This window comes from Actinokineospora auranticolor (assembly GCF_002934265.1).
Taxonomy (GTDB): Bacteria; Actinomycetota; Actinomycetes; order Mycobacteriales; family Pseudonocardiaceae; genus Actinokineospora; species Actinokineospora auranticolor.
Map to the genome: position 1 here is coordinate 63,464 of NZ_PTIX01000022.1, position 25,590 is coordinate 89,053.

Consider the following 25,590-nt stretch of genomic DNA (forward strand, 5'->3'; position numbering starts at 1 on the left):
GCGGCTGTTCGGGTGCCGCGACTGGTGCGTTCGGGGGGCGGGACGGGCCAACCCTGGTGTGCGCCGTGCCGGGTGTCAACGCGGACCCCCGACGGCCACCCGACCGTGTGATCTTTCGTTTGCGTTGCCGCGCAACGGATGGCGACCGCCTAGTTTGGACCGCGCCCGCGCCGGGAGCCCGACCGCCGCAGGGGCGACCCGACCAGCGCTATCCGGACCACTGAGTTCTAAGGACCGACATGGAGCACGCCGCGGCACTCGCGGACCCGGACGCCGCGGCCCCACCTGGACCGGCGGTGCCGTTCTTCACCCAGGCCGCGGCCTTCACCGCGCTCTGGCCGAGCATCGCGGCCAACATCGAGACCGTCGTCGACCGCGGCAAGTACTCCCACGGCCCGCTGGTCGGCCGGTTCGAGCAGGCGCTGGCCCGCTACACCGGCGCCCGGTTCGCCATCGGGGTCAACTCCGGCACCGACGCGCTGGTGCTGCTGATGCGCGCGGCCGGTCTCGAACCCGGCGACGAGGTGGTGGTGCCCGCGTTCAGCTTCATCGCCTCCGCCTCCGCGGTGGTGCTCGCGGGCGGACGACCGGCCTTCGCCGACATCGATCCGGACACCTACACGCTCGACCTGGCCGCGGTGGAGGTCGGCAAGCGCACCCGGATGGTCATGCCGGTGCACCTGTTCTGCCAGCTCGCCGACCTCACCGCCGTCGAGCGGTTCGCCCAGCGGCACGCGCTCACCGTGGTCGAGGACAGCGCCGAGGCGATCGGCATGCGCTGGGACGGTGCGCACGCGGGCCTGCGCGGCGCGGGCGGGGTGCTGTCGTTCTTCCCCACCAAGACCCTCGGCGCGATCGGCGACGCGGGCGCGGTCATCACCGACGACGCGACCGTCGCCGACTCCGTCGCCGCGCTGCGCCACCACGGCCGCTACGGGCACACCCTGGACCACTTCCCCGGGATCAACACCGAGACCGCGGTGCCGGGGTTCAACTCCAAGATGGACGACATCCAGGCCGCGGTGCTGCTGGCCAAGCTGGAGCGCCTCGACGCGGACATCGCCCGCCGCGGCGAACTGGCCGCCGCCTACACCGAGCGGCTGCGCGGCTGCCCCGGGGTGCGGCGGCTGCCCACGGTGGTCGAGCGCGACGTCGACACCACCCCGGTGTTCTACGTCTACCTCGTCGAGGTCGACCACCGCGACACCCTCGCCGCGTACCTCGCCGCGCACGGCGTCGGCACCGAGACGTACTACCCGGTCCCGCTGCACCTGCAGCCGTGCTTCGCCGAGCTGGGCCACCGGCGCGGCGACTTCCCGGTCGCCGAGGCCGCGTGCGCGCGCACCCTCGCGCTGCCGCTCTACCCGGACCTCACCGACTTCCAGGTCGACCGGGTGTGCGCGCTCATCCGCGCCTTCTTCGGCGGTGGCGGGTCGTGACCCACGCGCTGCCGTTCTTCCCGCCGGACCTGTTCGACGACGACCGCGCGGTGCTGCTCGAAGCCGTGCAGCGGATCGCCACCGCGACCGAGCAGAAGTTCATCCTCGGCGAGCGCACCGCGGCCCTGGAGCGGGCGCTGCGCGCGGAGACCGGGGCCGCGGACGTGATCGCCTGCGGCAGCGGCACCACCGCGCTGACGCTCGTGCTGCGGGCCATGGACATCGGACCGGGCGACGAGGTCGTGGTGCCCGCCTTCGGCTGCGCGCCGCTGGCCTCCTCGGTGGTCTCCGTCGGCGCCACCCCGGTCTTCGCCGACGTGCACCCGTGGACCATGGTGGTCGAGCCGTACGAGGTGGAGTCCGCGGTCACCGGCCGCACCGCGGCGATCATGCCCGCGCACATGTTCTCCGTCATGGCGGACATGCCCACGCTGCGCGAACTGGCCGAGCACCACGGCGTGCGGCTGGTCGAGGACTCGGCGGTGGCCCAGGGCGGGGTGCTCGACGGCGTCCCGGCCGGGCGCTGGGGCGAGGCGGGGGTGTACTCCTTCGTGCAGGTCAAGACCTTCGGCACGATCGGCGAGGGCGGCGCCGTGGTCACCGACGACGAGGAACTCGCGCACCGCGTGCGCCTGCTGCGCAACCACGGCCAGGACGGCCGAACCCGGTTCCTGCACCACGTGGTCGGCTACAACAGCCGCTTCGACGAGGTCATGGCCGACTTCCAGCTGCACCGGCTGCCCGGGCTCGCGGGCAGGCTGCGGCGGCGCGCGGAGATCGCCGACTACTACACCGCGCGGTTCGCCCCGCTGGTGGACTACGGCGTCCAAGCGCCGCCCGCCGGTCGGAACGGCCGCTGCTTCTACGTCTACTCGCTGCTGGTCGACCACCGCGACGCGCTGCGCCACCACCTCGCGGACCGGGGCGTGGGCAGCCACGTCTACTACCCGTCGCCGCTGCCCGCCCAGCCCGCGTTCGCCCGCTTCGCCCGGCCCGGCCAGTTCTGGCCGCACGCGGAACTGGCCTGCGCGCGCACCCTGGCCCTGCCCTGCTACCCGCACCTGACCGACGCCGAGGTGGAGCACATCGCCGACGCCGTCTGCGACTTCTCCGGGGGACCGCGATGACCACGCCGCTGTCACCGGTCGTGCCCGCCCGGCTCGGCGCGTACGCCCGGCTGGCCAAGCTCGACGTCTGGGACTACTACCTGGCCCTGCCGCTGGCCTGGGCGCTGGCCGGGTTCACCCCGGCCGCGTTCGGCGTGCTGCTGGTCTTCGGCATCGGCACGGTGTGCGTGGTCGCGGGCTCGGTCGCCTTCGACGACGTCACCGGCTTCCGCGACGGCAGCGACGCGGCCAACTACGGCCCGAACGCCTCCGCCCGCCGGTTGGCCCGCAAGCCGCTGCTGACCGGCGAGCTGACCGAGGCCGAGGCGGTGCGCTTCGGCTGGGCCGCCTGCGGCGCGGGCGCGCTGCTGTGGGCGCTGGCCGCGCTGGTGGCCCCGTACGCTCCACTGTGGACAGTTCTGCTCGGCGCGCTGTGCCTGTGCTCCTCGGTGCAGTACTCCTGGGGCCTCAAGATCAGCTACCGGGGCTGGCAGGAGGTGTTCCTCGCGGGCTTCGGCACCGGCCTGGTGCTCGTCGGGCTCGGCCTGTGCACCGGGTCGGTCGGCGGGTTCGCCGCCGTCCAATCCGTCCTCTTCGGACTCGGGCCGCTGCTGTTCGGGGTCTACTCCAACACCCGCGACGCCGAGGGCGACGCCGCGGTCGGCAGGCCGACGGCCGCGGTCCTGCTCACCGAGGGGCAGAACCGGGCGTTCATCGCCTGCCTCACCGTCGCCGAGATCGCGCTCATCGTCACCGCGGCCGGTCTGGGCCCCGCGCCGTGGTGGTTCGCCCTGGCCATGCTGCCCGCCATGGGCGTGCGGGTCGCGCAGCTGCGCCGGGGCGTCGGCCTCGGCGACGCGCTCGCCGCCCGGCTGCTCGGGCTGCGCGCCCACCGCGTCACCACCGCGAGCCTGTTCGCGGTGGACCTCGTCCTCGTCCTGGGAGCGGGCTCGTGAGTGCTGATCTTGACGTGGCCGTGGTGGGAGCCGGGATCGCCGGCCTCGCCGTGGCCAAGCGGTTGCGCGCGCAGGGGCGCAACGTGCACGTGTTCGAGGCGGCCGACCACGTCGGCGGCCGGATGGCCAGCGTCCGCCAGGACGGGTACGTGGCCGACACCGGCGCGGAGATGATCGGCACCACCGGCTACCCGGCCACCTGGCGGCTCGTCGAGGAACTCGGCATCGCCCGCGCGGACGTCCCGCTGATCGATGCGCCGCTGGCCATGTGGCGCGACGGCCGCGCGCACCCGCACGTCGGCGACCCGCGCGGGTTCCTCACCGGCGCCGGGCTGCGCCCGTCCGCCCGCTGGCGCCTGGTCCGGCTGCTGGCCAACGCGGGCAGGCGCGACTACTCCACCGACCACCCGGAGGCCACCCCGCTGGGCGACCGCGCGGTCGCCGACGTCATCGGGGGCGACCTGCACGACTACCTGTTCCAGCCGCTCAGCGGCGGCTTCTACGGCTGGGACACCACCCGAGCCGCGGCCGGTCCGCTGCTCGCGCACATGCTCGCCGTCGGCGCCACCAAGACCTTCCGCACGTACCGCGACGGCATGGACACCGTGGCCCGCGCACTCGCCGAGCACACCGACGTGAGCACCGGGGTCACCGTCCGCGAGGTCGTCACCACCGGCTCCGGCGCCCGGCTGGTCGCGGACAGCACACCGCTGACCGCGCGCACGGTCGTCCTCGCGGTGCCCGCGCCGGTCGCCGCCGAGCTGCACGCCGACGCGCCGGAGTACGTCCGCCGGGTCGAGTTCCGGTCGATGATCAAGGTCTGCTGCCTGCTCGACCGCCCGCTCGACGCCATCGGCGCGGCGTTCGGGCTGGCCATCCCGGCCGTGGAGAACCCGATCCTGGCCGGTGTGGTGCTCGACGAGCGCAAGCACCCGTCCCGGGTGCCGGACGGGCGCGGCATGGCGACCCTGGTCGCGGGGCAGGAGGTCGTCACCGACCTGGTGGGCGAGTCCGACGACGAGATCGCCCGCACCCTCGTCGCCCAGGCCGAGCCGTACCTGCCGGGGCTCGCGCACGCGCTGCGCGGCACCGTCGTGGCCCGGCACCGGCACGGGCTGCCGATGCCGACGGCGGAAGCTTTGGCCGTGCGCAAGGACTTCGTCGACCGACCACCGGCGGCCGTGGAGTACGCGGGCGACTGGTACGCGCTGCGGCCGTGCAGCGAATCGGCCGTGCGGTCGGCGGAAGTGGTCGCCGAGCGGCTGGCCGACGCGGGCGTCCCGGCGGTGGCCCGTGGCTGAGACCGCTCCCCACTACGTGTTCGCCACCGACTTCGAGCGCGAAGAGGAACGCCTGGCCCTCGGCGAGCGGCTGTGGGACCCGGGCACCCAGGCGCGACTCGCGGAGGTCGGCGTCGGGCCCGGCACGCGCTGCCTTGAGGTGGGTGCGGGCCGCGGGTCCATCGCCGCGTGGATGGCGGGCCGCGGCGCCGAGGTCACCGCGGTGGACATCGACACCTCGCGGCTCACCGGCCTGCACGGCGTGCGGGTCCGGCAGGCGGACGTCACCACCGACGACATCGGCCGCGACTACGACCTGGTGCACGCCCGGCTGGTGGTGCAGCACGTGGCCGACCGCGCGTCCGCCGTGCGCTGGATGGCCGCCGCGCTGCGCCCCGGCGGGCACCTCGTGCTGGAGGACACCGACTCCACGCCGCTGTTCGACACCGCGGACGGCATCATGCACGAGCGGGTCAAGCGCGCCGCGTACGCGGAGATGACCTACGCCGGCTACCACCCGCGCTGCGGCCTGCTCGACATCGACCTGATGACCGCGGTCGGCCTGGTCGACGTGCGCGCCGAGGGCCGAGCCGAGGTCGTCGAGGGCGGCGGCCTGAACGCCCGCTGGTTCGCGCTGTGGCTCGAGCACCTGCGGCCCGCCATGATCGCCCGCGGTCGGGTCGACGCCGCCGAGATCGACGCGGCCGTCGCCGACCTGGCGACCCCGGGGCACCGCTGGCTGTCGCAGGTGATGGTCACCGTCACCGGGCGGAAGGTCGCTTGATGGGCAAGCCAGGCGACCTGGGCACGCTCTTCGACGACCTCGTCGAACGCCGGACCGGGACGGTCGTGCGCCTGTCCCGCCCGCTCGACGTGGCACCGGACTTCGGCACCGAGTACGACGTGCCCGCGCTGGCGTCGCTGGTGCGCAACATCGCGGGCTGGCTGGCGGCGGCCGGGGTGCGGCCGGGGGACCGGGTCGCGGTCGTCAAGGCGAACCACTGGGACTACGTGCTGCTGGCCTGCGCGGCGGCGCGCGTCGGCGCGGTGCCCGCGCTGCTGTCGGACCAGCTCGCGCCGGAGACGTTGCGGGTACTGCTGTCCCGGCTCTCGCCCGCGCTGCTGGTGACCACGCGGGCGGTGCTGGAGCGGGCCGCCGAGCACGGGGTGGCGCTGCTCGGCGTGGCGCGGCGGGCGGTGACGCTGGAGGGCCGCTACCCGGACACGCTGCCCCTGGACCGGTTGCGCGGGCACGAGCCGCCACCGCCGGTGTTCCGCGACGACGACGAGCCGCTCGTCATCCACCACACCTCGGGGACCACCGGGGTGCCGAAGCTGGTCGTGCACACCAACCGGAGCCTGGTGCTCGGCCTGGCGGGCGCGGAGTCGACGCGGCTGCCGGTGGTGTCGTGCCGCAGGAAGGACACGGTCTGCTCGGCCATCGCCTTCGCGCACGGGCGGGCGATCCCGTGGACGGCGTCGGTGCTGTGGTTGGCACCGAAGGAAGTCGTGATCATCGACGCCGACGACCCGGCCCGCGCGGAGCCCGTGCTGCGCGCGTTCCCGCCGACGACGCTGGAGGCGCTGCCGTCGACCTTCGTCCGGTGGCGGCCCCTCGCGGCGGGGGACGGCAACCCGTTCGCCGGGGTCCGGTTGTTCGTCAGCACCTTCGACGCGATGCACCCGCCGACCCTGCGCGCGTTCCTGGGGGCGACGCGGCGGCGGCCGCTGTGGGTGCAGGTGTGGGGGCAGACGGAGACGGGTCCGCTGACGTTCCGGTTCATGACCCGGCGGTCGCTGCGCGCCACGGCGGCGCGGCACCCGACCACCCGCAACCTCGGCCGCCCGGTACCCGGCCGCGTGCGGTTGCGGATCGTCGACCCCCGGACGTTCAAGCCGGTCCCGCGCGGCACCCCGGGTCTCGTCCTGGTCCGGACGGGGACCCGGGGCGTGGATTACGTGGGGGAGCGCGCCCGTTGGGAAGCGAAGGCCGACGGGGAGTGGTGGAACACCGGGGACATCGGGGTGCGGACCAGGTTCGGCTCGTACCTGATGCTGGACCGCGAGGTCGACTTCCTACCGGGGGAGAGCTGCGTCGAACTGGAGGACGTGCTGGAGGACCGGGTGCCCGGGCTCGTGGAGTGCGTCGTGCTGGGCACCCCGGGTCGGCTGCCGCTTCCCGTCGTGGTGACCGAGAACGGCCGCCTCGACCCCACGTCCTGGCGCAAGGCGCTCGGCGACTTGCCCGCGATGGCCGACCCGTTGGTCCTCCAGTGGGACCAGATCCCGCGCACCGGCACGGGGAAGGTCCGCCGGATGGAGCTACGCGCGGTCATCAGAACCGGGCAGGATACCTTCGGAACCGGACGCTGGACCTAAGGAGCCACACCGTGACCGACCGCATCGCCGTCGGACCCGCCACCCCGGACCTGTACCGGAGGTTGATCGAACTCCACACCGCGACCGACCAGGAAGCCGTCGCCGCGGGCCTGGACCAGCGGCTGCTGGAACTGGTCCGAACCCGCGCCTCCCAACTCAACGGCTGCGCCTTCTGCGTGGACATGCACACCACGGCCCTGGCCAAACTAGGTGAACCGGTCCGCCGCGTACACGCCCTGGCGGTCTGGCGCGAAAGCGGCTTCTTCGACGAGAAGGAGAGCGCGGCACTGGAACTGGCGGAGTCCATCACGGAACTCTCGGTAGACCACGTCCCGGACGAGGTCTACGACGAGGCGCTGCACCACTTCGGCGCGGAACAGCTCCCGCACCTGGTCTGGGTGATCACCGTGATCAACGCCTTCAACCGCCTGTCGGTCACCAGCCGCAACGCCCCACCCCCGGTCAGCTAGCCCACCACCACACTCCACCCACCGCTTCCCTTTTCTCGCCCCAGCCATCCACACCACCGCCGCTGGGTCCCGTTCCTGCCTAACGCTTTTCTCCCCAGCCACCCCCACGAACGCCGCTGGATCCCACCCCACCCAACACTCTTCTCCCTCCTAGCCACCTCCCACCACCACCGCAGGATCCAAGCCTCCACCCCACACATTTCTCCCTAGCCACCCCCGCAACCGCCGCAGGATCCCCACCCCCCCCACCGAGCGCAACGCGCCCCACCATTCGCCTTGATTGGGTGGACTTGCTTTGTGTGGGGGGACGGACCTGCCAAGCTTCCCGGCGGGTGGGGTGGCTTGCCATCCCCACCGCTTTTGCCCCGCCGCAGGTTCGTAGGGGCCCCGCGCAAAGCAAGTTCACTCAATCGAGGCCGCCCTTGTTTTTCGCGTGGGGCTGGACTGATGAACCCGGCCCGGCGCTGGTCTGGCCTGGGTGGTGAGGTGGGTATCGATCTACCCAGCGGGGACCTGTTCTCCCGTGGTCTGAACGCGACATCGAGCGTTGCTCGATGGGGTGAAACGTCTTTGTGCGGGGCCCCTACGAACCTGCGGTGGGGCAAAGCGGTGGGAGGGGCAAGCCAACCCACCCGCAGGGGAAGCTTGGCAGGTCCGTCCCCCCACACAAAGACGTTCCACCCCATCGAGCAGACAGCGGGGGCGCGAAGAGTCAGGTGGTGGGTCGGGCTGGCACACGTCGGCGGGCAGCGGGTTCGGCCTGGCGGGGCGGTGACGGGTTGCGAGGCGGTCTGGCCTGGGTGGGCGAGTGCGGCTCGGGCGGGTGGGGGCCGGGCCAGCACACGTCGATGGGTAGCGGGTTCGGGCTGGCGAAGCGACCTGGGTGGAGAGGGCGTGTGCGGCTCGCGCGGGTGGAGGCCGGGCTGGCACGGGTCGATCGGTAGCGGGTTCGGCCTGGCGGGGCGGCAAAGAGGTTGCGAGATGGCCTGGGCGGGGAGGGCGTGTGCGGCTTGGGCGGGTGGAACCGGGCTGGCACACGTCGGCGGGCAGCGGGTTCGACCTGGCGGGGCGGGGACAGTTGCGAGGTGGCCTGGGTGGGGTGGGCGTGTGCGGCTTGGCTGGGGCTGGGTCACTTTTTGTTTTGACCACCCCGAGGGCCCCAAGCACAGCCCCCGCCCTCCTCTGGGGGGACAACCCTGCTCCAGTCTATCGGCACCAGGGCGCCGGGGAAGAGGCCGCGAAATCCTGTGGATCGTCGCGGCGGATGGGGATAACTCGCGATCAAGGAAATTCGCTGCTGGGTGGGTAGGCGGGCGCTGGGGCGGCGGGTTCGGCTTGGGGGTGTAAGGGTTCTTGGCGTGGTGTGAGTAGCGGGAAAGGGAGCGCTCAGGTTCGGCGGAGGGGGGACGGGAGAGTGAACTGGATGGTCTCCCGGGCCGTCTCGTGTTCTTCGGTGGTGATGGGGCCCAGGCCTGCCAGGGCGTCGATGATGGCGGTGATCAGGTGGGGTGGGGCGGACGCCCCCGCCGTGAGGCCGATGGTGGTGGCGTTGACCAGCCAGCGCGGGTTGATGTCGCGGACGTCGTCCACCAGGTGGGCCGGGGTGCCCTGCCGCTCCGCCAACTCCACCAACCGCAGGGAGTTTGAGGAGTTTGTGCTGCCTACGACGAGAACCAGGTCCGCGGCGGCGGCCACGGAGCGGAGGGCTTGCTGGCGGTTCGTTGTGGCGTAGCAGATGTCGTCCGAAGGCGGGTTGCGGAGGGCGGGGAAGCGGCGGCGCAGGGCGGTGACGATTTCCGTTGTCTCGTCCACGGAAAGCGTGGTCTGGGTCAGGTAGGAGACGCGTGAGGGGTCCGGGACGTCCACGGTCTCGACGTCCTCCACCGACTGCACCAACCGCATCTCGTCGACCTCGCCGAGGGTCCCCTCGACCTCTTCGTGGCCCGCGTGTCCGATGAGGATCACCGTGTCGCCCCGCGCGGCGAAGCGGCGGGCCTCGACGTGGACCTTGGTGACCAGCGGGCACGTGGCGTCGATGACCTGGAGTTGGCGCGACGACGCGGCACCGCGCACGGCGGGGGAAACGCCGTGGGCGGAGAACACCACGGTCGACTCCTCCGGCACCGCGTCCAGTTCGTCCACGAACACCGCGCCCCGGGACTCCAGGTCCGCCACGACGTGCACGTTGTGCACGATCTGCTTGCGCACGTAGACCGGCCCGGAAGACCGCTCCAGCGCCCGTTCCACCACCTGCACGGCCCGCTCCACCCCCGCGCAGAACGACCGCGGCGACGCCAGCAGCACGGTGCGCGGGGTGCTCGCCGCCAGCAGCGAACTCATGGCGGCCCTGGCCACCAGCGCCGTCCGCCGGTCCTGGGCCACCACCCCGAGACCGGTCGTCCCGTCGGCGAGGGTGACCCAGGTGCTGTCGGTCGCGTCGCGGACGTCGAGGGGGGCCAGCGCGGTCGGCACCTGGTGGCGGCGGAGTTCGCCGTCGAGCAGCACGGCGGCGGGACAGGGGACCGGGGTGGGCGCCAGGCCGTGCAGTTCGCTGGCGACGAGTGCGACGGGGCCGGTGCCGGGATGCAGCGGGGACATATGTCCTTCTGGGGCTTGAGCCCGCCCAGACTCAGTGGTCTCGGCGGATGATGAGGTTGGCCAGTGCGGTCAGTTCCATCGCGGGCCCGGACGCGGGGTTGGCCGCCTCCAGGCTGTCGAGCGCGTCCGCCAGGCGGGTCGTGGCCTGGGTGCGGGCCCAGGTGCGGCCGCCCGCGGTCTCGATCAGGTCGGCGGCCCGGATCAGGTCCGCCGCCGTGAGCGCGGTGGTCTGGTGGTACAGGGTGTGCAGTGCCTGCGACGCCTTGCTGTTCGCGGCCAGCGCCGCCACCACCGGCAGCGACTTCTTCCGCCGCTCCAGGTCGGCGTACACCGGCTTGCCGGTCGCGGTCGGGTCGCCCCAGATCCCCAGCAGGTCGTCGACCAGCTGGAACGCCAGGCCCAGGTGCTCCCCGAAGGTGCGCAGGTGCGTCACCCGGGTCGGTGCCGCGCCGCCGAACAGCGCGCCGAGCGCCGTCGAGCAGCCCAGCAGCGCGCCGGTCTTGCCCTCCGCCATCCGCACGCACTCGGCGAGCCCGACGTCGGCGCGCTTCTCGAACGCCAAGTCGGCGGCCTGCCCGTCCTGCACGGCCAGCACCGCGGCCGACAGGATGCGCGCGCCCTCCTGCGCCGACGGGTGACCGCTGCTCGCCAGCACGTCGAAGGCCAGCGTGAGCAGCGCGTCCCCGGCCAGGATCGCGGGCCCGAGGCCGAACACGCTCCACGCCGTCGGCCGGTGCCTGCGGGTGCGGTCGCGGTCCATCACGTCGTCGTGCAGCAGCGTGAAGTTGTGCACGAGCTCCACCGCGACGGCCGCCGGGAGGGCCCGCTCCGCGTCCCCGCCGACCGCCTCGGCCGCGGTGACGACCAGCGCGGGCCGGATGGCCTTGCCCGCGTCGGCCGTGGTGGCCTCACCGTGCTCGTCCCACCAGCCGAAGTGGTAGCCCGTGATGTGGCGCATCGAGTCGGGCAGGGTCTCGACCGCCGCGCGCAGGGCCGGGTCGAAGCGGTCGCGGTTGCGCGCGAGCACTTCGCGGGCGCAGTGGTGGGCTGGGGCGACGGTTGGCGTCACAAGAGGGTCCTTCCGAAGTGGAGCGTGGGGGTGGAGCGCTCGAGCCGGGTGTGGAAACCGGTCGAGCGGGGCGTGGAACGCGCCTGGGTGGAACGCGGAACGCGTTCGAGCGGAATCGCGGAACGCGCTCGCCACCACCACCGGAGGCGGGCCGGGGGTGGTGGCGAGCGGGGGCCTCACAGCCCGATCTGGACGCTTTCCAACACGCCGAGCGCGTCGGGCACCAGCACGGCCGCGCTGTAGTAGGTGCTGACCAGGTACGACATGACCGCCTTGTCGTTGATCCCGGTGAACCGCACGGACAGGCCCGGCTCGTACTCGTCCGGCAGCCCGGTCTGGTGCAGGCCGATCACACCCTGGTCGGATTCGCCGGTGCGCAGCACCAGGATCGACGTGGTGTTGGTCTCGGAGATCGGGATCTTGTCGCAGGGCAGGATCGGCACCCCGCGCCAGGACTGCAGCTGCCTGCCCTGCACCTCGACGGTGGGCGGGTAGAGGCCGCGCCGGTTGCACTCGCGGCCGAAGGCGGCGATGGCCCTCGGGTGCGCGAGGAAGAAGTTCGACCGGCGCCGCCGCGACAGCAGCTCGTCGAGGTCGTCCGGGGTCGGTGCGCCGGTGCGGGTGTGGATGCGCTGGCGCAGGTCCGCGTTGTGCAGGAAGCCGAAGTCCCGGTTGTTGATCAGCTCGTGCTCCTGGCGCTCCCGCAGCGCCTGGATGGTGAGCCGCATCTGCTGGGCGACCTGGTCCATCGGGTCGTTGTACAGGTCCGCGACCCGGGTGTGGATCTTGAGCAGGGTCTGCGCGACGCTCAGCTCGTACTCGCGCGGGGCCAGGTCGTAGTCGACGAACGTGCCGGGCAGCTCCGTTTCGCCGTCGTGGCCGGACGCCAGCGCGATCTCCGCCTCGCCGTGCTTGTTCGTCCGCTGCGCCGGGCTGGCCCGGAACGCCTCGACGTGCGCCCGCAGCGCGTCCGACCGCTCCTGCAGCGACAGGAACTCCGAGCGCGACAGCGACATCACGATGCAGGCCGTCTCGGCGCGCGCGGTGAACTCCCACGCGGTGCCGGACTCGACGAGCGCCCGGTCCCCGAAGTACTGCCCGTCGGCCAGCACGTTCAGCGTCGCCTCGTCGCCGAAGTGCCCGCGGGCGCGGGTGGTGACCTTGCCGTGCGCGATGAGGTGCACGGCGTCGGCCGGGGTGCCCTCCTCGACGATGGTGTCGCCCGCCGCGTACTCGCGCTGGGTGAACCGGCCCGCCAGCGCGGACAGCGCCGCGTCGTCGGTGAGGTCGCGCAGCACGGCCAGTTCGCGCAGCTCGGTCGGCACGATGTCGATGTCCGCGCCGGTGTTGGTGAAGGTGACCCGGCCGTCGCCGAGGGTGTAGCTGAGCCTGCGGTTGACCCGGTACACCGCGCCCTGGGCCTCGACCCACGGCAGCAGGCGCAGCAGCCAGCGCGGGCTGATCTCCTGCATCTGCGGCACGGACTTGGTCGTGGTGGCCAGGTTCCGCGCGGCCCGGGTGCCCAGGCTCTGCTGGCTCTGCTCGGTGTCCGAATCGAGAAGCTCGGTCACGCGTGGTACCGCCAATCAGTGGTCGTGGAGGGGTGCGCTACAGGCCGATCTGCACGTCGTCGAGCACGGCGAGCGCGTCCGGGACCAGCACGGCGGCGGAGTAGTAGGCGCTGACCAGGTAGGACAGCACGGCGGTGTCGTTGATGTTCATGAACCGCACGGACAGGCCCGGCTCGTACTCGTCCGGGATGCCGGTCTGGTGCAGGCCGATCACGCCCTGGTTGGCCTCACCGGTGCGCATCAGGATCATCGAGGTGGTGCGGGTGTCGGAGATCGGGATCTTGTTGCACGGCAGCACCGGGATGCCGCGCCAGGACGGCACCTGGTGGCCCGCGATGTCCACGTTGGCCGGGTAGATGCCGCGCTTGCTGCACTCGCGGCCGAAGGCGGCGATGGCCTTGGGGTGGGCCAGGATGACCGACGGGTCCTTCCACACCTTGGAGAGCAGCTCGTCGAGGTCGTCCGGGGTGGGCGCGCCCTGGCGGGCGTGCACGCGCTGGCGCGGGTCGGCGTTGTGCAGCAGGCCGAAGTCCCGGTTGTTGATCAGCTCGTGCTCCTGGCGCTCGCGCAGCGCCTCGATGGTCAGCCGCAGCTGCTGCTCGACCTGGTCCATCGGCTGGTTGTAGAGGTCGGCGACGCGGGTGTGCACCTTCAGCACGGTCTGCGCGACGCTGAGCTCGTACTCGCGGGGGGAGACCTCGTAGTCGACGAAGGTCTCGGGCAGCTCCACCTCACCGGTGTGGCCCGCGGCCAGGTTGATCGGCACCTCGCCGTCGCGGGTGTGCGCGCCGCTGGCCACGTACGCCTCGACGTGCGCGCGCAGCGACGGGATCCGCTCGAGCAGGTTCTGGAAGTCTGTGCGGCGCAACGACAGCGCCGTGACCTCGGTGGTGGCGCGCGCGGTGAAGTCCCAGATGCGCTCCTCCAGCAGGCCCCACTGGTCGAAGTACTCGCCGTCGGTGACCACGCCGACCACGGTCTCGTCGCCGTACTGGCCCTCGGCGCGCTGCTCGACGCGGCCGTGCGCGATGACCAGGAACCGGTCCTCGGCGTGCCCCCACTGCACGAGGGTGTCGCCCGCGCCGTAGGTCTCCTGCTGGAACAGCTCGGCCAGCGCGCTCAGCGCCTCGTCGTCGTCGAAGTCGCGCAGGAAGGACAGTTCGCGCAGGTCGCCCGCGACCACCCGGGCCTGGGCCGCGCCGCGGTTGACCGTGATCCGCCCGTCGCCGACCACGTAGTCGATGGCGATGCGCCCGTCGCCGACGACGTAGCTGCGCCGCTGGTTGACCCGGTAGGTACCACCGCCGACGTGGGTCCACGGCAGGACCCGCAGCAGCCAGCGGGAGGTGATCTCCTGCATCTGCGGCACGGACTTGGTGGTGGTGGCGAGGTTCCGCGCCGCCGCGGTCGTGAGGCTCTGCTGGGGCGAGGTCTCGCCGTCGACGGGGCGCAGGGTCTCGGTCACGGTCTACCGCCTATCGGGTTGTTGGCGTGCTTCGAATCGGGTTGCGACTGGAAAATGCGACAACGGCGGGCCGGGAAGGCGGCCGAGAACCCAGTCGCCACCGGAGAAAGCGCCTCGTGTTCACCTTTGGTCGAGTCCGTGTACGGTCGAGACCGCCTGCGTCCCTTCGGTTGCCGACGGCGTCGAAGCTATCCGGGATCTTGGCCACCCGTAAGTCGCACGTTTTGGTGTAAAAGGCGCGCGAGTTCTCGGCATTGGCCCGGCCGAAGCAGACGTTCAGTGATCGCCCCGCTGATCTTTCACTCGATCATGTGGTCATCGGGCCGGATGGCTAACACAGGGGCACCGGACGTGCGCGCTGCGTGAGCGGCGACAATGGTCCGCATGAGTGGATCGGTGGTCGTGCTCGGCGGGCGCAGCGAGATCGGGTCGGAGGTCGCGGCCAGGCTGGCGAGCGGTCGCGTGGTGGTCCTGGCCGCGCGCCGGTCGGGCGAACTCGTCGAGGAGGCGGCGGCGCTGCGGGCGGCGGGTGCCACCGAGGTGGTGCCGGTCGAGTTCGACGCCGACGACCTCGGTGCGCACGAGGAGGCGCTGGCCGGTATCGCCCGCGCGCACGGGCCCATCGGCACGATCGTGGTCGCCTTCGGCATCCTTGGCGACCAGTCGCGCGCCGAGGCCGAGGTGGACCACGCGGTGGCGATCGTCCACACCGACTACGTCGCCCACGTCAGCGTGCTCACCCACGCGGCGAACCTGTTGCGGCGCCAGGGGAGCGGTGAACTCGTCGTGTTCTCGTCGGTCGCAGGCGTGCGCGTGCGGCGGGCGAACTACGTCTACGGGTCGGCCAAGGCCGGGCTGGACGGTTTCGCGAGCGGGCTGTCCGACGCGCTCGCGGGCAGCGGTGTGCGGCTGCTGCTGGTGCGCCCCGGGTTCGTGGTCGGCCGGATGACGACCGGCATGTCCCCCGCGCCGTTCTCCAGCACCCCCGCGCAGGTGGCCGAGGCGACCGTGCGCGCACTGCGCAAGGGCCGCGGCGAGGTGTGGGTGCCCGGTGTGCTGCGGCCGGTGTTCTTCGGGATGCGCCTGCTGCCCCGCGCGCTCTGGCGCCGCCTACCCCGCTGAATGGTCCACAGTGGACATGGCGGTGCGGCGGATCCACAGCAGGCCGAGCACCGGCAGCACCAGCGGGACGAACCCGTAGCCCTTGCCGAACACCGACCACACCGTCGCGTCCGGGAACGCCGAGGGCGCCAGCACGCTCGCGGTCCCCACGGCGAGCACGCCGACCAGTTCGACCGCGCACGACACCACCGCGACCCGGCGCGAGGTGCGGCTGCCCCGGGCCAGGCACACCGTCGCCACGACGTAGACCACCGCGGCGACGGCGGAGAGCGCGTACGCCAGCGGCGCGCGGCCGAAGTGCGCCGCGATCTGCACGCCGGAGCGCGCGCACGCGGCCAAGGCGAAGATCGCGTACACGGCGATCAGCAGCCGCCCGGGGCCGGAGCGGGTCGCGGTGCGCTGATCGGTCTCAGGCACGGGCGTCCCAGATCTGGTTGAGCCGCACGATCATGACCGGCACGACCAGCGCGCCGACCACCAGCACGGCCGTGCCCCAGCGGGTCCGCTCGGCGAAGGACCAGAACACCGCCAGCGGCAGGATCAGCAGCGCGCCGAGCAGGTAGCCGCCGAACTGCAGGCCGTCCACCTCGTGGTCGGCGGTCACCAGCCGGATGAACCCCAGCACCGCCTGCACCAGCAGCGCCACCTCGATGACCCCCAGCAGCCCGAGGAAGGCGTTGCCGTCGGCGCGGCCGGGCAGCGGCGGCCGGTGCGCGACCACCAGCACCAGCGCCCACACCGCCGCCGCCACGGATACCCAGGTGAGGGTGGTGGACAACGCGTCGATCATGGCGCCCCCCGGCGGTGTGGCTCTGCTGGCCCGGTGAGCCTCGCACGCCGCCGCGCGCCCGCGCGCACCGGCCGGTCGGACCGGTCGGGCCCGCTCAGTCGAGGGTGGCCCCGATCTGCTTCTCGATCCGGGCGGTGACCGCGGCCGCGTGCGCGGTGATGTAGAAGTGCCCGCCGGTGAAGACCTCCAGCTCGAAGTCACCGTCGGTGTGGTCGGCCCACCTGCGGGCCTCCGGCTCGGTGACCTTGGCGTCGCTGTCGCCGATCAGCGCCGTGATCGGCGCGGCGATCCGCGGCCCGTCCGTGCGCCGGTAGGTCTCGGCGGCCTTGTAGTCGGCGCGGATGGCGGGGAACACCATCTGCCGGATGTCCGGGTCGTCGAGCAGCGCGGCCTCGGTGCCGCCCAGCGCCTTGACGTCCTCGAGCAGCTCGTCGTCGGGCAGCAGGTGCGACGACTCGTCGCGCAGCGCGGACGGCGCGCGGCGGCCGGACACCACGACCCCGCGCACCGGCGTGCCCAGCGCCTGCAGCCGCAGCGCCACCTCGAACGCCACCGACGCGCCCATGCTGTGGCCGAACAGCGTGAGCGGCTTGTCCTGGTAGGCGCCGAGCGCGGCGGCCACCCCGTCGGCGAGGTCGGCGACCGACTCCAGCAGCGGCTCCTGCCTGCGGTCCTGGCGGCCGGGGTACTGGGCCACGAGCACGTCGACGCGCGGGTGCGTGGCCTTGGACACCGGGAAGAAGTAGCTGGCGGAGCCACCCGCGTGCGGCAGGCACAGCAGCCGCGCCGGTGCCCCCGGCGCCGGGTGGAAGCGGCGCAGCCAGCGGTCGCTCTCGGTGCTCATCTCGGTCCTTCCCCGATCGGGACGCGGTGATCACCCCCGATGGTGCCGGCCGTGCGGGGTTTCCTCGCCCCGCACGGCACGGCGTGATCAGCCTCACCTAGGGGTTTCCCCAGTGCCGGTTCAGGCCCAGGGGCGGAGGGTGAGCGCGGCGCGGTTGCCGCTACCGGCCAGTGCCGCGTTCACCGCCGCGGTGTGGGGACCGCAGCCGCTGGCGCGCGGGACGGTGAACGCGCCGGTCAGCGTGCCGCCGGTGGCCGGGGTGAACCCGGGTCCGGAGGTGAGCGGTACCTCCACCGCCGTCTCGCAGCCCGGTGTCGGGATGGTCCGGCCGCGCACGGTCACGCTGGGGATCGTGACCCGCTGCCGGGTGCTCAGGGTGAACACGCCCGCGGTGAGGGTGCCGGTCGCGGTGCCGTCGGGGGTGAACTCGACGCGCGCCGAGCCGCCGTTGCCGAGCGGTACCTCCACCGGCGAGAGGTTGACCGTGGACTGGTGCGTTCCGGCGGTCACGTCAAGCAGGGTGCGCTGCTCGCCGTTGAGCGGTATCTCGGAGCCGCGGACCCGTGCGGACCCGGTGACGTCGTAGTAGTAGGTGACGTGAGTGGGCGGTGTGTGGATCCGCAGTGGGGTGCTGCGTTGTCCGGTGCCGCGGAGAATGCCGCGGACGCGGACGTAGTAGGTCGTGTCCGGGGACAGACCGGTGATGGTGGTGCTGAGGTTGGCCGCGTCCACGCGTTGCACCGGTGCCTCATCGACCTGTATCTCGTACTCGCTGGGCGGCATGCCCGAGCCCACCGCCGGGTTCCACGCCAGTCCGACGCTGTCCGGGGTGAGCGAGGTGACTCGGACCCCGGTCGGCGCGGGCAGCACCTCCGAGACCACCGGCAGCGTCTGGATCCGCATCCACGTGACCGGCGACTGGTCGCCGCGCAGGCACCGGGAGGTCAGCTCGCCGGGGCGGGTGGGGCTGCCGTCGGCGCGTCGCGGGCGCAGGGAGACCCCGATGCTGTCGACGGCGACGGTGGTCGTGCCCACCTGCGCGGTCGGGTAGTGGTCGTCGGTGTACCCGCGCACGGTGGCCACCACGTCCCGACCGGGGGTGACCGGCGTGCGCCGGAGTTCCAGCCGGAGGGTGGGACGCCCCGAGGCCGGACCGGTGACGATCGTGTCCACGTCGATGTCGCCCTCGACGCTCGCGGCCCCCACCGCGGTCAGGCCCGCGCTGGGGATGGTGACCGTGCCGGTGATCAGCCGGGCCTCGGGCAGGGGCCGCTGGTACGTGGGGTTCTCCACGTTGGCGGTGAGGTCCAGGCGCACCGACCCGACGTACGGGGACAGGCAGCCGTTGGTGGTGGCGACCGACATCGGCTCCGCGACCGCCGGGACCGCGGTGAGGAGGGGGACGGCGAGCGCGGTGGTGGCGGTGAGCACGGCTATGCCCGCCGCGGTCACTCCCTTTCTTCGCATGGTGTTTCCTTCGCTCGGGTACTGGTCGTGCGCATGGTTGCCCGGCGGTGCGGTGGTCGACAACGGTGGTCAACCGAATGCAGGCAGGTATTTCCGCCATCGAGCCAGTGGCCCGGTCCGGTCCGCACCGGACCGGTCATCCTCCAAACCGGACCGGAGTGCGTTGTCGACCACGGCGGGTGAAGACCCGTGCGGGCACGGTGTGAGGGCTGTGTGAGTTCGGTCATGCCGGTGGTCCGCGCGCTGAGAGGGCGCTGAGAGCGGCCAGGGGGCTTCGGTAGGGTCGGCCGCGACAAGCGTCTCGGGGGAGGTCGCCATGGGTCTCATTCGGACGGTCGGCGGGAACGTCGCGTCGTGGTTGACGCGCACGTCGTTGGCCCGCTTCCTGCTGCGCCGGTACGGCAACCGGGTGCTCTCGCTGCTGCCGGAGGCGGCGCTGGTCCCGCTGCGCCGCGACGGCCTGGTGCCCACCGCCGAGCTCGACCGGATCCGCGAGGAGCGGCCGGTGACCCGGCTGCCCATCCCGTTCGAGGTCAACATCTGGTTGGTGACCGGTCACGCGGAGTGCAAGCAGGTGCTCGCCGACACCGGGGCGTTCAGCAACGACTACACCCACCTCGGCGAGCTGGTCGGCAGCCGGGACACCACCCCCGGCGGGCTGGGCTTCGCCGACCCGCCCGACCACACCCGGCTGCGCAAGCTGCTGACGCCCGAGTTCACCGTGCGCCGGATCTCCCGGCTGGCCCCGCGCATCGACGCCATCGTCGCGGGCTGCCTGGACCGGATGGCCGCCGAGCCCGGCCCGGTCGACCTGGTCGAGCACTTCGCGCTGCCGATCCCGTCGCTGACCATCTGCGAGCTGCTCGGCGTCCCCTACACCGACCGCGAGGACTTCCAGCGCCTCGCGGTGGCCCGCTTCGACCTCTTCGGCGGCGCGGGCGCCCCGCTCGGCGCCATCTCCGAGTCGCTGGAGTACCTCAAGGGCGTGGTCAAGGCCCAGCGCGCGGAGCCGGGCGACGGGCTGCTCGGCATGATCATCCGCGAGCACGGCGACGAGGTCGACGACCTGGAGCTGGCCGGGCTCGCCGACGGCATCCTGACCGGCGGGTTCGAGACCACCGCCAGCATGCTCGCGCTCGGCGCGCTGATCCTGCTGCGCGACCCCGACACCAGCACCCTGGTCCGCGACGACGACGCGGCCACCGGCCCGTTCGTCGAGGAGCTGCTGCGCTACCTCACCGTCGTGCAGGTCGCGTTCCCGCGCTTCGCCCGGCACGACCTCGACGTCGCCGACACCCGGATCAGCAAGGGCGACCTGGTCGTCTGCTCGCTGAGCGCGGCCAACCGCGACCCGGTGCTCGGCGACGACATCACCGACTTCGACCCGCGCCGCGCGCCGACCCAGCACATGGCCTTCGGCTACGGCGCGCACCGCTGCATCGGCGCGGAACTGGCCCGCATGGAGCTGCGCGCGGCCTACCCGGCGCTGGTCCGGCGCTTCCCGGACCTGCGGTTGGCGACCGCGGAGTCCGCGCTGGACTTCCGCAAGACCTCGATCGTCTACGGCGTCGAGGCCATCCCGGTCACCACCGGCTGAGCGCGCGTCCGACCCGATCGGGCGGGGCCGGGAACTCCGCCGCCCCCGCGGCCGACCCTCTGCACAGGTCACACCGAGCCGGTCCGTGCGCGCCCACCCACCGGCCCGGTGTCACCACACCAGCGCCCGACTACAAGCCGGTCTCACATTCGGTCGGCTACGCTCCGGTCCCCCGTGTGCACCGGTCCCCGTCCCGGTTCCGGTGGACAAGCCGAGAGAGGTCCCCCTGATGTCCCTGCGCCGTGTCCTAGCCGCCCTGCTCGTCGCGGGCGCCACCCTGGTGGGCACCGCCCTGCCCGCGTCCGCGCACACCGAGCTGGAGTCCAGCAACCCCGCCAAGGGGGCCACGGTGTCCGCGCTGCCCGCGACCGTGGAGCTCACCTTCACCGAGGCGGTCACCATCGACCCCAAGGCCGACTCCGTCGCGGTCACCGGGCCGGAGGCGGTCCGCTGGACGGTCGGGAAGCCGGTCGCGGCGGGTCGCGTGGTCACGGTCCCGGTCACGCCGGTGGGTCCGGCGGGCGCGTACAAGATCGAGTACCGGGTCACCTCGGACGACGGCCACGCGGTCGGCGGCGCGGTCGAGTTCACCATGTCCGTCGCGGGTGCCCCGCCGGAGCCGACCAGCCCGCCCGCGGCCCCGGAGGTGACCGCGCCCGCGGCCGAGCAGGCGGCGACCGCGCCCGCCCCGTCCTCGGCGCCCGCCGCGCAGGCCGCGGAGACCGGCATGCCCAAGTGGGTGTGGTTCGTCCTGGGGCTCGTCGCCTTCGCGGTGGTCATCGCGCTGGTGTTCTTCGGCCTGCGCAAGTCGAACAACACCGACTGACCGATCCCGGGGACCCGGCCCCGTTCGGGCACCGGCAAAGAAACGTTGAGCTGAACCGGCCATGAACGGCTGGCGCTTACCCCTGTCCCGGTCCCGCGCCGTCACTACGCTGGCGGCCTGATCGGGCGCGCAGGGGAGGGTGTCGTGACCGAGATCCGGGACGCGCTGCGGGCGGTGCTCGACTTCCTCGGGGCCGGGAACCTGGTGCTGGGGATCGTGCTGCTGATCGCGACCCCGTTCGTCGACCGGTTCCTGATCCGCCGCAAGCGGGTCAGCTACCGCGTGCACTACAACTCCAAGATCGGCCTCGGGCCGGAGCGGTTGGCCGACGAGCAGGGCGCCCAGTCCGGTCAACCGGGCCAGTTCGGCACCCTCGCGCGGTTGATGGACCGGTTGAGCATCGTGGTCATCCGGATCCGCAACACCGGTGGCTACGACATCAGCGCCGACGACTTCGAGAAGCCGCTCACCTTCACCTTCGGCAAGCGGGTGGTCTGGAACGCGCGGATCTCCGAGGCCGGGTCCGACGAGGTCCGCGAGCAACTGCGCGAGGGCCTGCGGTTCTTCCGCCACGACAGCGGCACCGCGGGCGCCGCGCGCGAGGAGCGGGACAACAACCTCGGCACCGTGCGGGACAAGATGACCCAGCGGATGGTCCGCTGGATCGGCGGCCAGGCCCCCGCGCCGCGCGAGCCCGAGGCCGAACCGCGGTGGCACGGCGTGCGGCTGGAACGCCTCTCGCTGCACCGCAAGCAGAAGTTCAAGCTGGTGGTGGTGCTGGAGGAGCCCGAGGACAACCCGACCGGCGACACCAGCAAGGAGATCGCCGCCTCGGGCAAGCTGGCCGACAACGGCATCATCAAGGACGAGAAGAGCCCCCGCCGGATCACCCTGGCGCGGCTGACCGGCATCGGCGCCCTGGTGCTGACCGTGTTCTTGATGGCCAGCCTGCTGCTGGCCTCACCGCCGGTCGGCGACGACTGCGTGTCCGGCGAGGTGTCCGTCGAGGGGTCGAGCGTGTTCATCCCGACCATGGGCCTGATCGCCGGGGACTACACGGCGCGCTGCGGCGACACCAAGATCACGACGACGTCCAGCGGCAGCATCGGCGGCGCCCGGGACCTGGCCGCGCTCGAACCGGACCAGGCGCGCACGCACGGCGCCCTCTCGGACGGCCGCTACTCCGGCACGCACCCGCAACTGCGGTCCCAGCAGCTGGCCATCGTGCTGTACCACGTCGTGGTCAACAAGGACGTCCCCGTGGACAACCTGCCCACCAGCACCCTCAAGCAGATCTTCGACGGCACCATCACCGACTGGCAGCAGCTCGACCCGGACGGACCCTCCCGGCCCATCCGCATCGTGGGGCGCGGCTCGGACTCGGGCACCCGCCAGCTGTTCGAGGGCAGCGTCCTGGGCCGCGCCGAACCGGCCCTGTCCTCCAACGACTGCCAGACCAAGGACCGCGACCCGTCCGCGAAGGTCGTCCGGTGCGAACTCCGGTCGAACAAGGACATCGCCAACACCGTCATGGACACCCCCGGCGCCATCGGCTACGCGGACGCGCCGACGGTGGCCGAGGTCCGCAAGCGGGGCTCGCTCAAGGCGCTGACCCTCAACGGCAAGGTCTTCGACTCGGTCGGCGTCTCGGACACCGGCTACCCGTTCTGGACGGTCGAGTACCTCTACACCAAGGGTGAACCGGCCAAGGACACCGCGCTCGGCGCCTTCGCGGAGTACCTGCACGACAACTCCACCGCGCGGCTGCGGCTCAAGGACGCGGGCTTCATCCCGTGCACCACACCGGAAGGTGCCCCGGTGGCCCTGTGCAACACGAGGTGACTACGGGTTCCCCACGCAGGCGCGGATCTCGGCCGCGCCCAGCGCACCCCACCGCTGCGATCCCACCAACGCCACCACGCCCGGCTCGCTGAAGACGGCGCGCAACTCCTCGGGGACGTCCTCGGGGTTCGCGCCGACCTTCTCCACCGCGTCCGGGCACCGCCGCAGGTGCTCGGCCAGGCCCGGCCAGCGGGTTTCGAGGATCGTCCACAGGGCCAGGGTTTCCACGGGGACCGCACTGCCTTCCAGGGTGCGGACCGCGCGGAGCGCGCTGTAGGTGTTCACGAACCGCTTCATCGCGCGTGGGTTGGCGGGGAGCAGCCCGGCGAACCGCTGGAGGCTGTGCTCGGTCGCGGCGACGGCCTCGGGGGAGGAGAGCCGCCGCAGCGCGTCCTCCGCCACGAGGCCCCGGACTTCCGGGCTCGCGGACGACAGCGCGGAGACCACGTCGTCCTCGGTCACGGTCTGGTTCAGCGACGCCCGGACCCGCTGTTCCTCGGCGCGCACGGCGGCGTCCACGCCCGAGGCGCCGCGCAGCAGGCGGCGCAGGAATCCTTCGCGTTGCGGCCGGTCCGCCGCGGGGAGTGGTACTCGGAGCTGGAAGAACTTGTCCAGGAAGAGGTAGCCCAGCGGGCGGCCGGGTTCGGCGACCTGGGTGCTGAACCGCTCGTAGGCCTGTTCGTAGGCGACGCGCAGCCAGGCGCCGTCGGCCGACACGATGAAGTGGATGTTCGGCGGGCCGGTGTCGCGGATCAGGGTCTGGACGCTGTCGAGCAGTTCGACGACGTAGTTCTCCTTGCAGCGGTCGAGGTCGTCGATGAGGAACACCACCGGCCGCTTGGAGCGGGCCATCAACCAGCCGAAGTGCCGGTCGACCTCCAGCATCGGGTTCGTGTTGGACTGCTCGAACAACCGCGCCCCGCGCGCCGAGTCCCACAGCAGGAACCGGCTGGCGACAAGGGCTCCGGCCCAGAGGGTGCTGAGCCCGACGAGGCCGCCGGTGATGGTCTTGACGATCTCGGTGGCGCCCTTGAAGTCGGTGAACCACCACAGCACACCACCTGCCACAGCCAGCAGCACGGTGAAGGCCAGGACGACCGGGGCCCCGACTCGCCGCAGCCGCGCGAGGGATTCGGTGATCCGCAGCCATACCCGTCCCGGCCATTTGCGCTGCTTGCGCACCGCTGTTCGCAACGAGGTCAGCAGTGCCCACCAGGCGGGCCCGACTCCGGCTTCCCGCCAGGCGTCGAACGGCACGGTGGTGAAGTCCTGATCGAGGTCTTTCCGGAGGAACCCGAGCAGCGTGCTCTTCCCGGCGCCCCAAGGGGCATCGATGTGCACGAGGAACGAACTCCCCGGCTCCCGCTCGTCAACCCGCCGCAACCGCTGCGCCACCACGCGAGCCAACGGCTTGCGCTGCAACCAGTCCTCGTCGGCGGGCGCGTCCCCGACCCACTCGACGTGGTCGGTCTGCGGACGCGACCAGATCCGCACCTCCCCGTCCTCGCTGCCACTGGCGACGAACAGGTCCCCGTACAGCTCGCCGAGCGCCACCCCGCGCACGGCGCCGGTGTGCCCGGTCAGCCGGTGGATGTGGTTGGTGTCGGTCTCCCAGAGCCACACCGTTCCCCGCTCGTCCCCCACGGCCACGCTCCGGCCAGCGATCGCGACCGACTCGACCGGCGCCTCGAACCGCCAGGAGGTCAACGCGTGCCAGGTTCGCTGATCACGAGTCTCGACGGTGCCGTCGTCGTGGCCGACGACGACGGTGGTTCCGGAGCGCGCGATCGCGGTCGGCGTGGCTGGAGTGGCGAGCGCCAGCACCTCATTGGGCCGCCACGCGCGCAAAGTCCGGTCGGACAAGAAGAGCACATCATGCTTGCCCGCGAAGGCGATCGCCGTGACGAAGTCGTCGCTCAGCGCGCGGACGGGCTTCGAGTCGCCCGGTGACCAGAGCACTACCTGGTTGTCATCACCACCGCTGGCGACTTGACCGCCGGACTTGACCGCCACCGCGTTCACGATGCCGTCGTGCTGGTACAGGGCCTTGGGCGCATCCGGCAGCACGCACTGCCGCACGGAACCGTCCTGACCACCGCTGTACAGCACCTCGGGGCGGTCCGGATCGACGGCGATCGACCACACCGCCCCGACCGAGCCGGTAGTCCGGTGGTGCAGCGGTCCCTCGACCTGCCAACCGTGGATCTCGCCGTCCTCGGCTCCCGCGAAGACCGCGACCTGCCCCTCCAGTGCCCCGATGGCCACCGACGTCACCGGGGCGCCCACCAGGTGCGCCCGGGTGGCGCTGTAGGACGACTCGGCCAGGACCCGGGGCGCCTTCGCGGGTTCGAAGGCGACATCCAGGGCCGCGATCGCCGCGCCCACTTCGTTGGCGGGTAGCACGACCACCTGGGTCAGCCAGGAATGCGAGGCCGATCGCACGTCCGCGAGCTCGATGTCCTCGCCGAGCAAGGCCACGACCGGGAAGCCGGGCAGTGCGCGTCCGCGCAGTTCCGAGAGTTCGCGGGCGGTCGCAAGCGAGCGGAGTGAGCCGGGGGTCACGATCACGACGGCGCCGTCGGCGTTCGCCATCATGGCTCGCAGCGCCGCTTCGAGGTTCCCGCTCGGGGTCGCGCTGTCCTCCAGCACCTCGTACCCGGCGCCGAGCAGAGCAGACCTCAGCGGCGCCAGGACGCCGGCGCCGCTGAGACCGTGGCTGATGTAGATGCGTTTCGGAGGTTCCGCCGCCGCCATGCGGCGAGGTTACCG

At 72.4% G+C, this 25,590-nt stretch carries 20 protein-coding genes; 11 read left to right on the forward strand and 9 right to left on the reverse strand.

What is annotated here, in order from left to right:
- The first annotated feature begins 239 nt into the window (after positions 1 to 239).
- Genes CLV40_RS29310 through CLV40_RS29340 form a run of 7 tightly spaced genes read left to right on the forward strand, consistent with a single transcriptional unit; the run spans position 240 to position 7,630 of the window.
- Complete coding sequence (locus tag CLV40_RS29310) at positions 240 to 1,439, forward strand: DegT/DnrJ/EryC1/StrS family aminotransferase (RefSeq protein ID WP_104482246.1); 1,200 nt, start codon at positions 240 to 242, stop codon at positions 1,437 to 1,439.
- Complete coding sequence (locus CLV40_RS29315; RefSeq protein WP_104482247.1) at positions 1,436 to 2,566, forward strand: DegT/DnrJ/EryC1/StrS family aminotransferase; 1,131 nt, start codon at positions 1,436 to 1,438, stop codon at positions 2,564 to 2,566. The genes CLV40_RS29310 and CLV40_RS29315 overlap by 4 nt, the downstream gene beginning before the upstream one ends.
- A complete protein-coding gene (locus tag CLV40_RS29320; protein WP_104482248.1) occupies positions 2,563 to 3,501 on the forward strand; it encodes a UbiA family prenyltransferase in 939 nt (312 codons plus the stop codon). Before CLV40_RS29315 ends, CLV40_RS29320 begins: the two co-directional genes overlap by 4 nt.
- Entirely contained in the window at positions 3,498 to 4,802 is a 1,305-nt protein-coding gene (locus CLV40_RS29325; protein WP_104482249.1) for a protoporphyrinogen/coproporphyrinogen oxidase, read from the forward strand. Before CLV40_RS29320 ends, CLV40_RS29325 begins: the two co-directional genes overlap by 4 nt.
- A complete protein-coding gene (locus tag CLV40_RS29330; RefSeq protein WP_104482250.1) occupies positions 4,795 to 5,565 on the forward strand; it encodes a class I SAM-dependent methyltransferase in 771 nt (256 codons plus the stop codon). The genes CLV40_RS29325 and CLV40_RS29330 overlap by 8 nt, the downstream gene beginning before the upstream one ends.
- Positions 5,565 to 7,160, forward strand: a complete 1,596-nt coding sequence (locus CLV40_RS29335) for a class I adenylate-forming enzyme family protein (protein WP_104482251.1) — start codon at positions 5,565 to 5,567, stop codon at positions 7,158 to 7,160. Before CLV40_RS29330 ends, CLV40_RS29335 begins: the two co-directional genes overlap by 1 nt.
- An 11-nt stretch (positions 7,161 to 7,171) precedes the next feature.
- Entirely contained in the window at positions 7,172 to 7,630 is a 459-nt protein-coding gene (locus CLV40_RS29340) for a carboxymuconolactone decarboxylase family protein (protein WP_104482252.1), read from the forward strand.
- 1,386 nt (positions 7,631 to 9,016) lie between these two features.
- Here the strand turns inward: CLV40_RS29340 and ispH are convergent.
- The 4 genes from ispH to CLV40_RS29360 form a co-directional block, all read right to left on the reverse strand.
- Entirely contained in the window at positions 9,017 to 10,228 is a 1,212-nt protein-coding gene (ispH, locus tag CLV40_RS29345) for a 4-hydroxy-3-methylbut-2-enyl diphosphate reductase (protein ID WP_104482253.1), read from the reverse strand.
- Between the two features lie 31 nt (positions 10,229 to 10,259).
- Positions 10,260 to 11,297: a family 2 encapsulin nanocompartment cargo protein polyprenyl transferase gene (locus CLV40_RS29350; protein ID WP_245931638.1), complete on the reverse strand. Its 1,038-nt coding sequence runs from the start codon at positions 11,295 to 11,297 to the stop codon at positions 10,260 to 10,262.
- A 176-nt stretch (positions 11,298 to 11,473) separates the two neighbouring features.
- Positions 11,474 to 12,868 carry a family 2B encapsulin nanocompartment shell protein gene (locus tag CLV40_RS29355; protein ID WP_104482254.1) on the reverse strand — a complete coding sequence of 465 codons (1,395 nt, stop codon included), beginning with the start codon at positions 12,866 to 12,868 and terminating at the stop codon, positions 11,474 to 11,476.
- 37 nt (positions 12,869 to 12,905) lie between these two features.
- A complete protein-coding gene (locus tag CLV40_RS29360; RefSeq protein WP_104482255.1) occupies positions 12,906 to 14,333 on the reverse strand; it encodes a family 2B encapsulin nanocompartment shell protein in 1,428 nt (475 codons plus the stop codon).
- Between the two features lie 384 nt (positions 14,334 to 14,717).
- On the opposite strand from CLV40_RS29360, the gene dprE2 reads away from it, so the two are divergent.
- The gene (dprE2, locus tag CLV40_RS29365; RefSeq protein ID WP_104482256.1) at positions 14,718 to 15,455 is read left to right on the forward strand and encodes a decaprenylphospho-beta-D-erythro-pentofuranosid-2-ulose 2-reductase; all 738 of its coding nucleotides are present in this window, start codon (positions 14,718 to 14,720) and stop codon (positions 15,453 to 15,455) included.
- Here dprE2 and CLV40_RS29370 read toward each other — a convergent pair.
- The 4 genes from CLV40_RS29370 to CLV40_RS29385 form a co-directional block, all read right to left on the reverse strand.
- Positions 15,444 to 15,872, reverse strand: coding sequence for a DcrB/PsbP domain-containing protein (locus CLV40_RS29370; protein ID WP_104482257.1), 429 nt, complete (start codon positions 15,870 to 15,872; stop codon positions 15,444 to 15,446). The two genes, dprE2 and CLV40_RS29370, sit on opposite strands and share 12 nt — an antisense overlap.
- A complete protein-coding gene (locus CLV40_RS29375; RefSeq protein ID WP_104482258.1) occupies positions 15,865 to 16,245 on the reverse strand; it encodes a hypothetical protein in 381 nt (126 codons plus the stop codon). The genes CLV40_RS29370 and CLV40_RS29375 overlap by 8 nt, the downstream gene beginning before the upstream one ends.
- 94 nt (positions 16,246 to 16,339) lie before the next feature.
- The gene (locus CLV40_RS29380) at positions 16,340 to 17,089 is read right to left on the reverse strand and encodes a thioesterase II family protein (RefSeq protein WP_104482259.1); all 750 of its coding nucleotides are present in this window, start codon (positions 17,087 to 17,089) and stop codon (positions 16,340 to 16,342) included.
- A gap of 120 nt (positions 17,090 to 17,209) precedes the next feature.
- Positions 17,210 to 18,556 (reverse strand): fibronectin type III domain-containing protein, encoded by a 1,347-nt coding sequence (locus tag CLV40_RS29385; protein WP_146108286.1) that lies wholly within the window; start codon positions 18,554 to 18,556, stop codon positions 17,210 to 17,212.
- Positions 18,557 to 18,872: 316 nt separating this feature from the next.
- Between CLV40_RS29385 and CLV40_RS29390 the strand changes: the two genes are divergently transcribed.
- The 3 genes from CLV40_RS29390 (at position 18,873) to CLV40_RS29400 (ending at position 22,821) form a co-directional block, all read left to right on the forward strand.
- The gene (locus tag CLV40_RS29390) at positions 18,873 to 20,153 is read left to right on the forward strand and encodes a cytochrome P450 (RefSeq protein WP_104482261.1); all 1,281 of its coding nucleotides are present in this window, start codon (positions 18,873 to 18,875) and stop codon (positions 20,151 to 20,153) included.
- Between the two features lie 229 nt (positions 20,154 to 20,382).
- Complete coding sequence (locus CLV40_RS29395) at positions 20,383 to 20,979, forward strand: copper resistance CopC family protein (protein WP_104482262.1); 597 nt, start codon at positions 20,383 to 20,385, stop codon at positions 20,977 to 20,979.
- A 144-nt stretch (positions 20,980 to 21,123) separates the two neighbouring features.
- Positions 21,124 to 22,821, forward strand: a complete 1,698-nt coding sequence (locus tag CLV40_RS29400; protein WP_104482263.1) for a PstS family phosphate ABC transporter substrate-binding protein — start codon at positions 21,124 to 21,126, stop codon at positions 22,819 to 22,821.
- Here CLV40_RS29400 and CLV40_RS29405 read toward each other — a convergent pair whose 3' ends face one another.
- Positions 22,822 to 25,575, reverse strand: a complete 2,754-nt coding sequence (locus CLV40_RS29405; protein ID WP_104482264.1) for a P-loop NTPase fold protein — start codon at positions 25,573 to 25,575, stop codon at positions 22,822 to 22,824. It lies immediately after the preceding gene.
- Between the last annotated feature and the right edge of the window lie 15 nt (positions 25,576 to 25,590).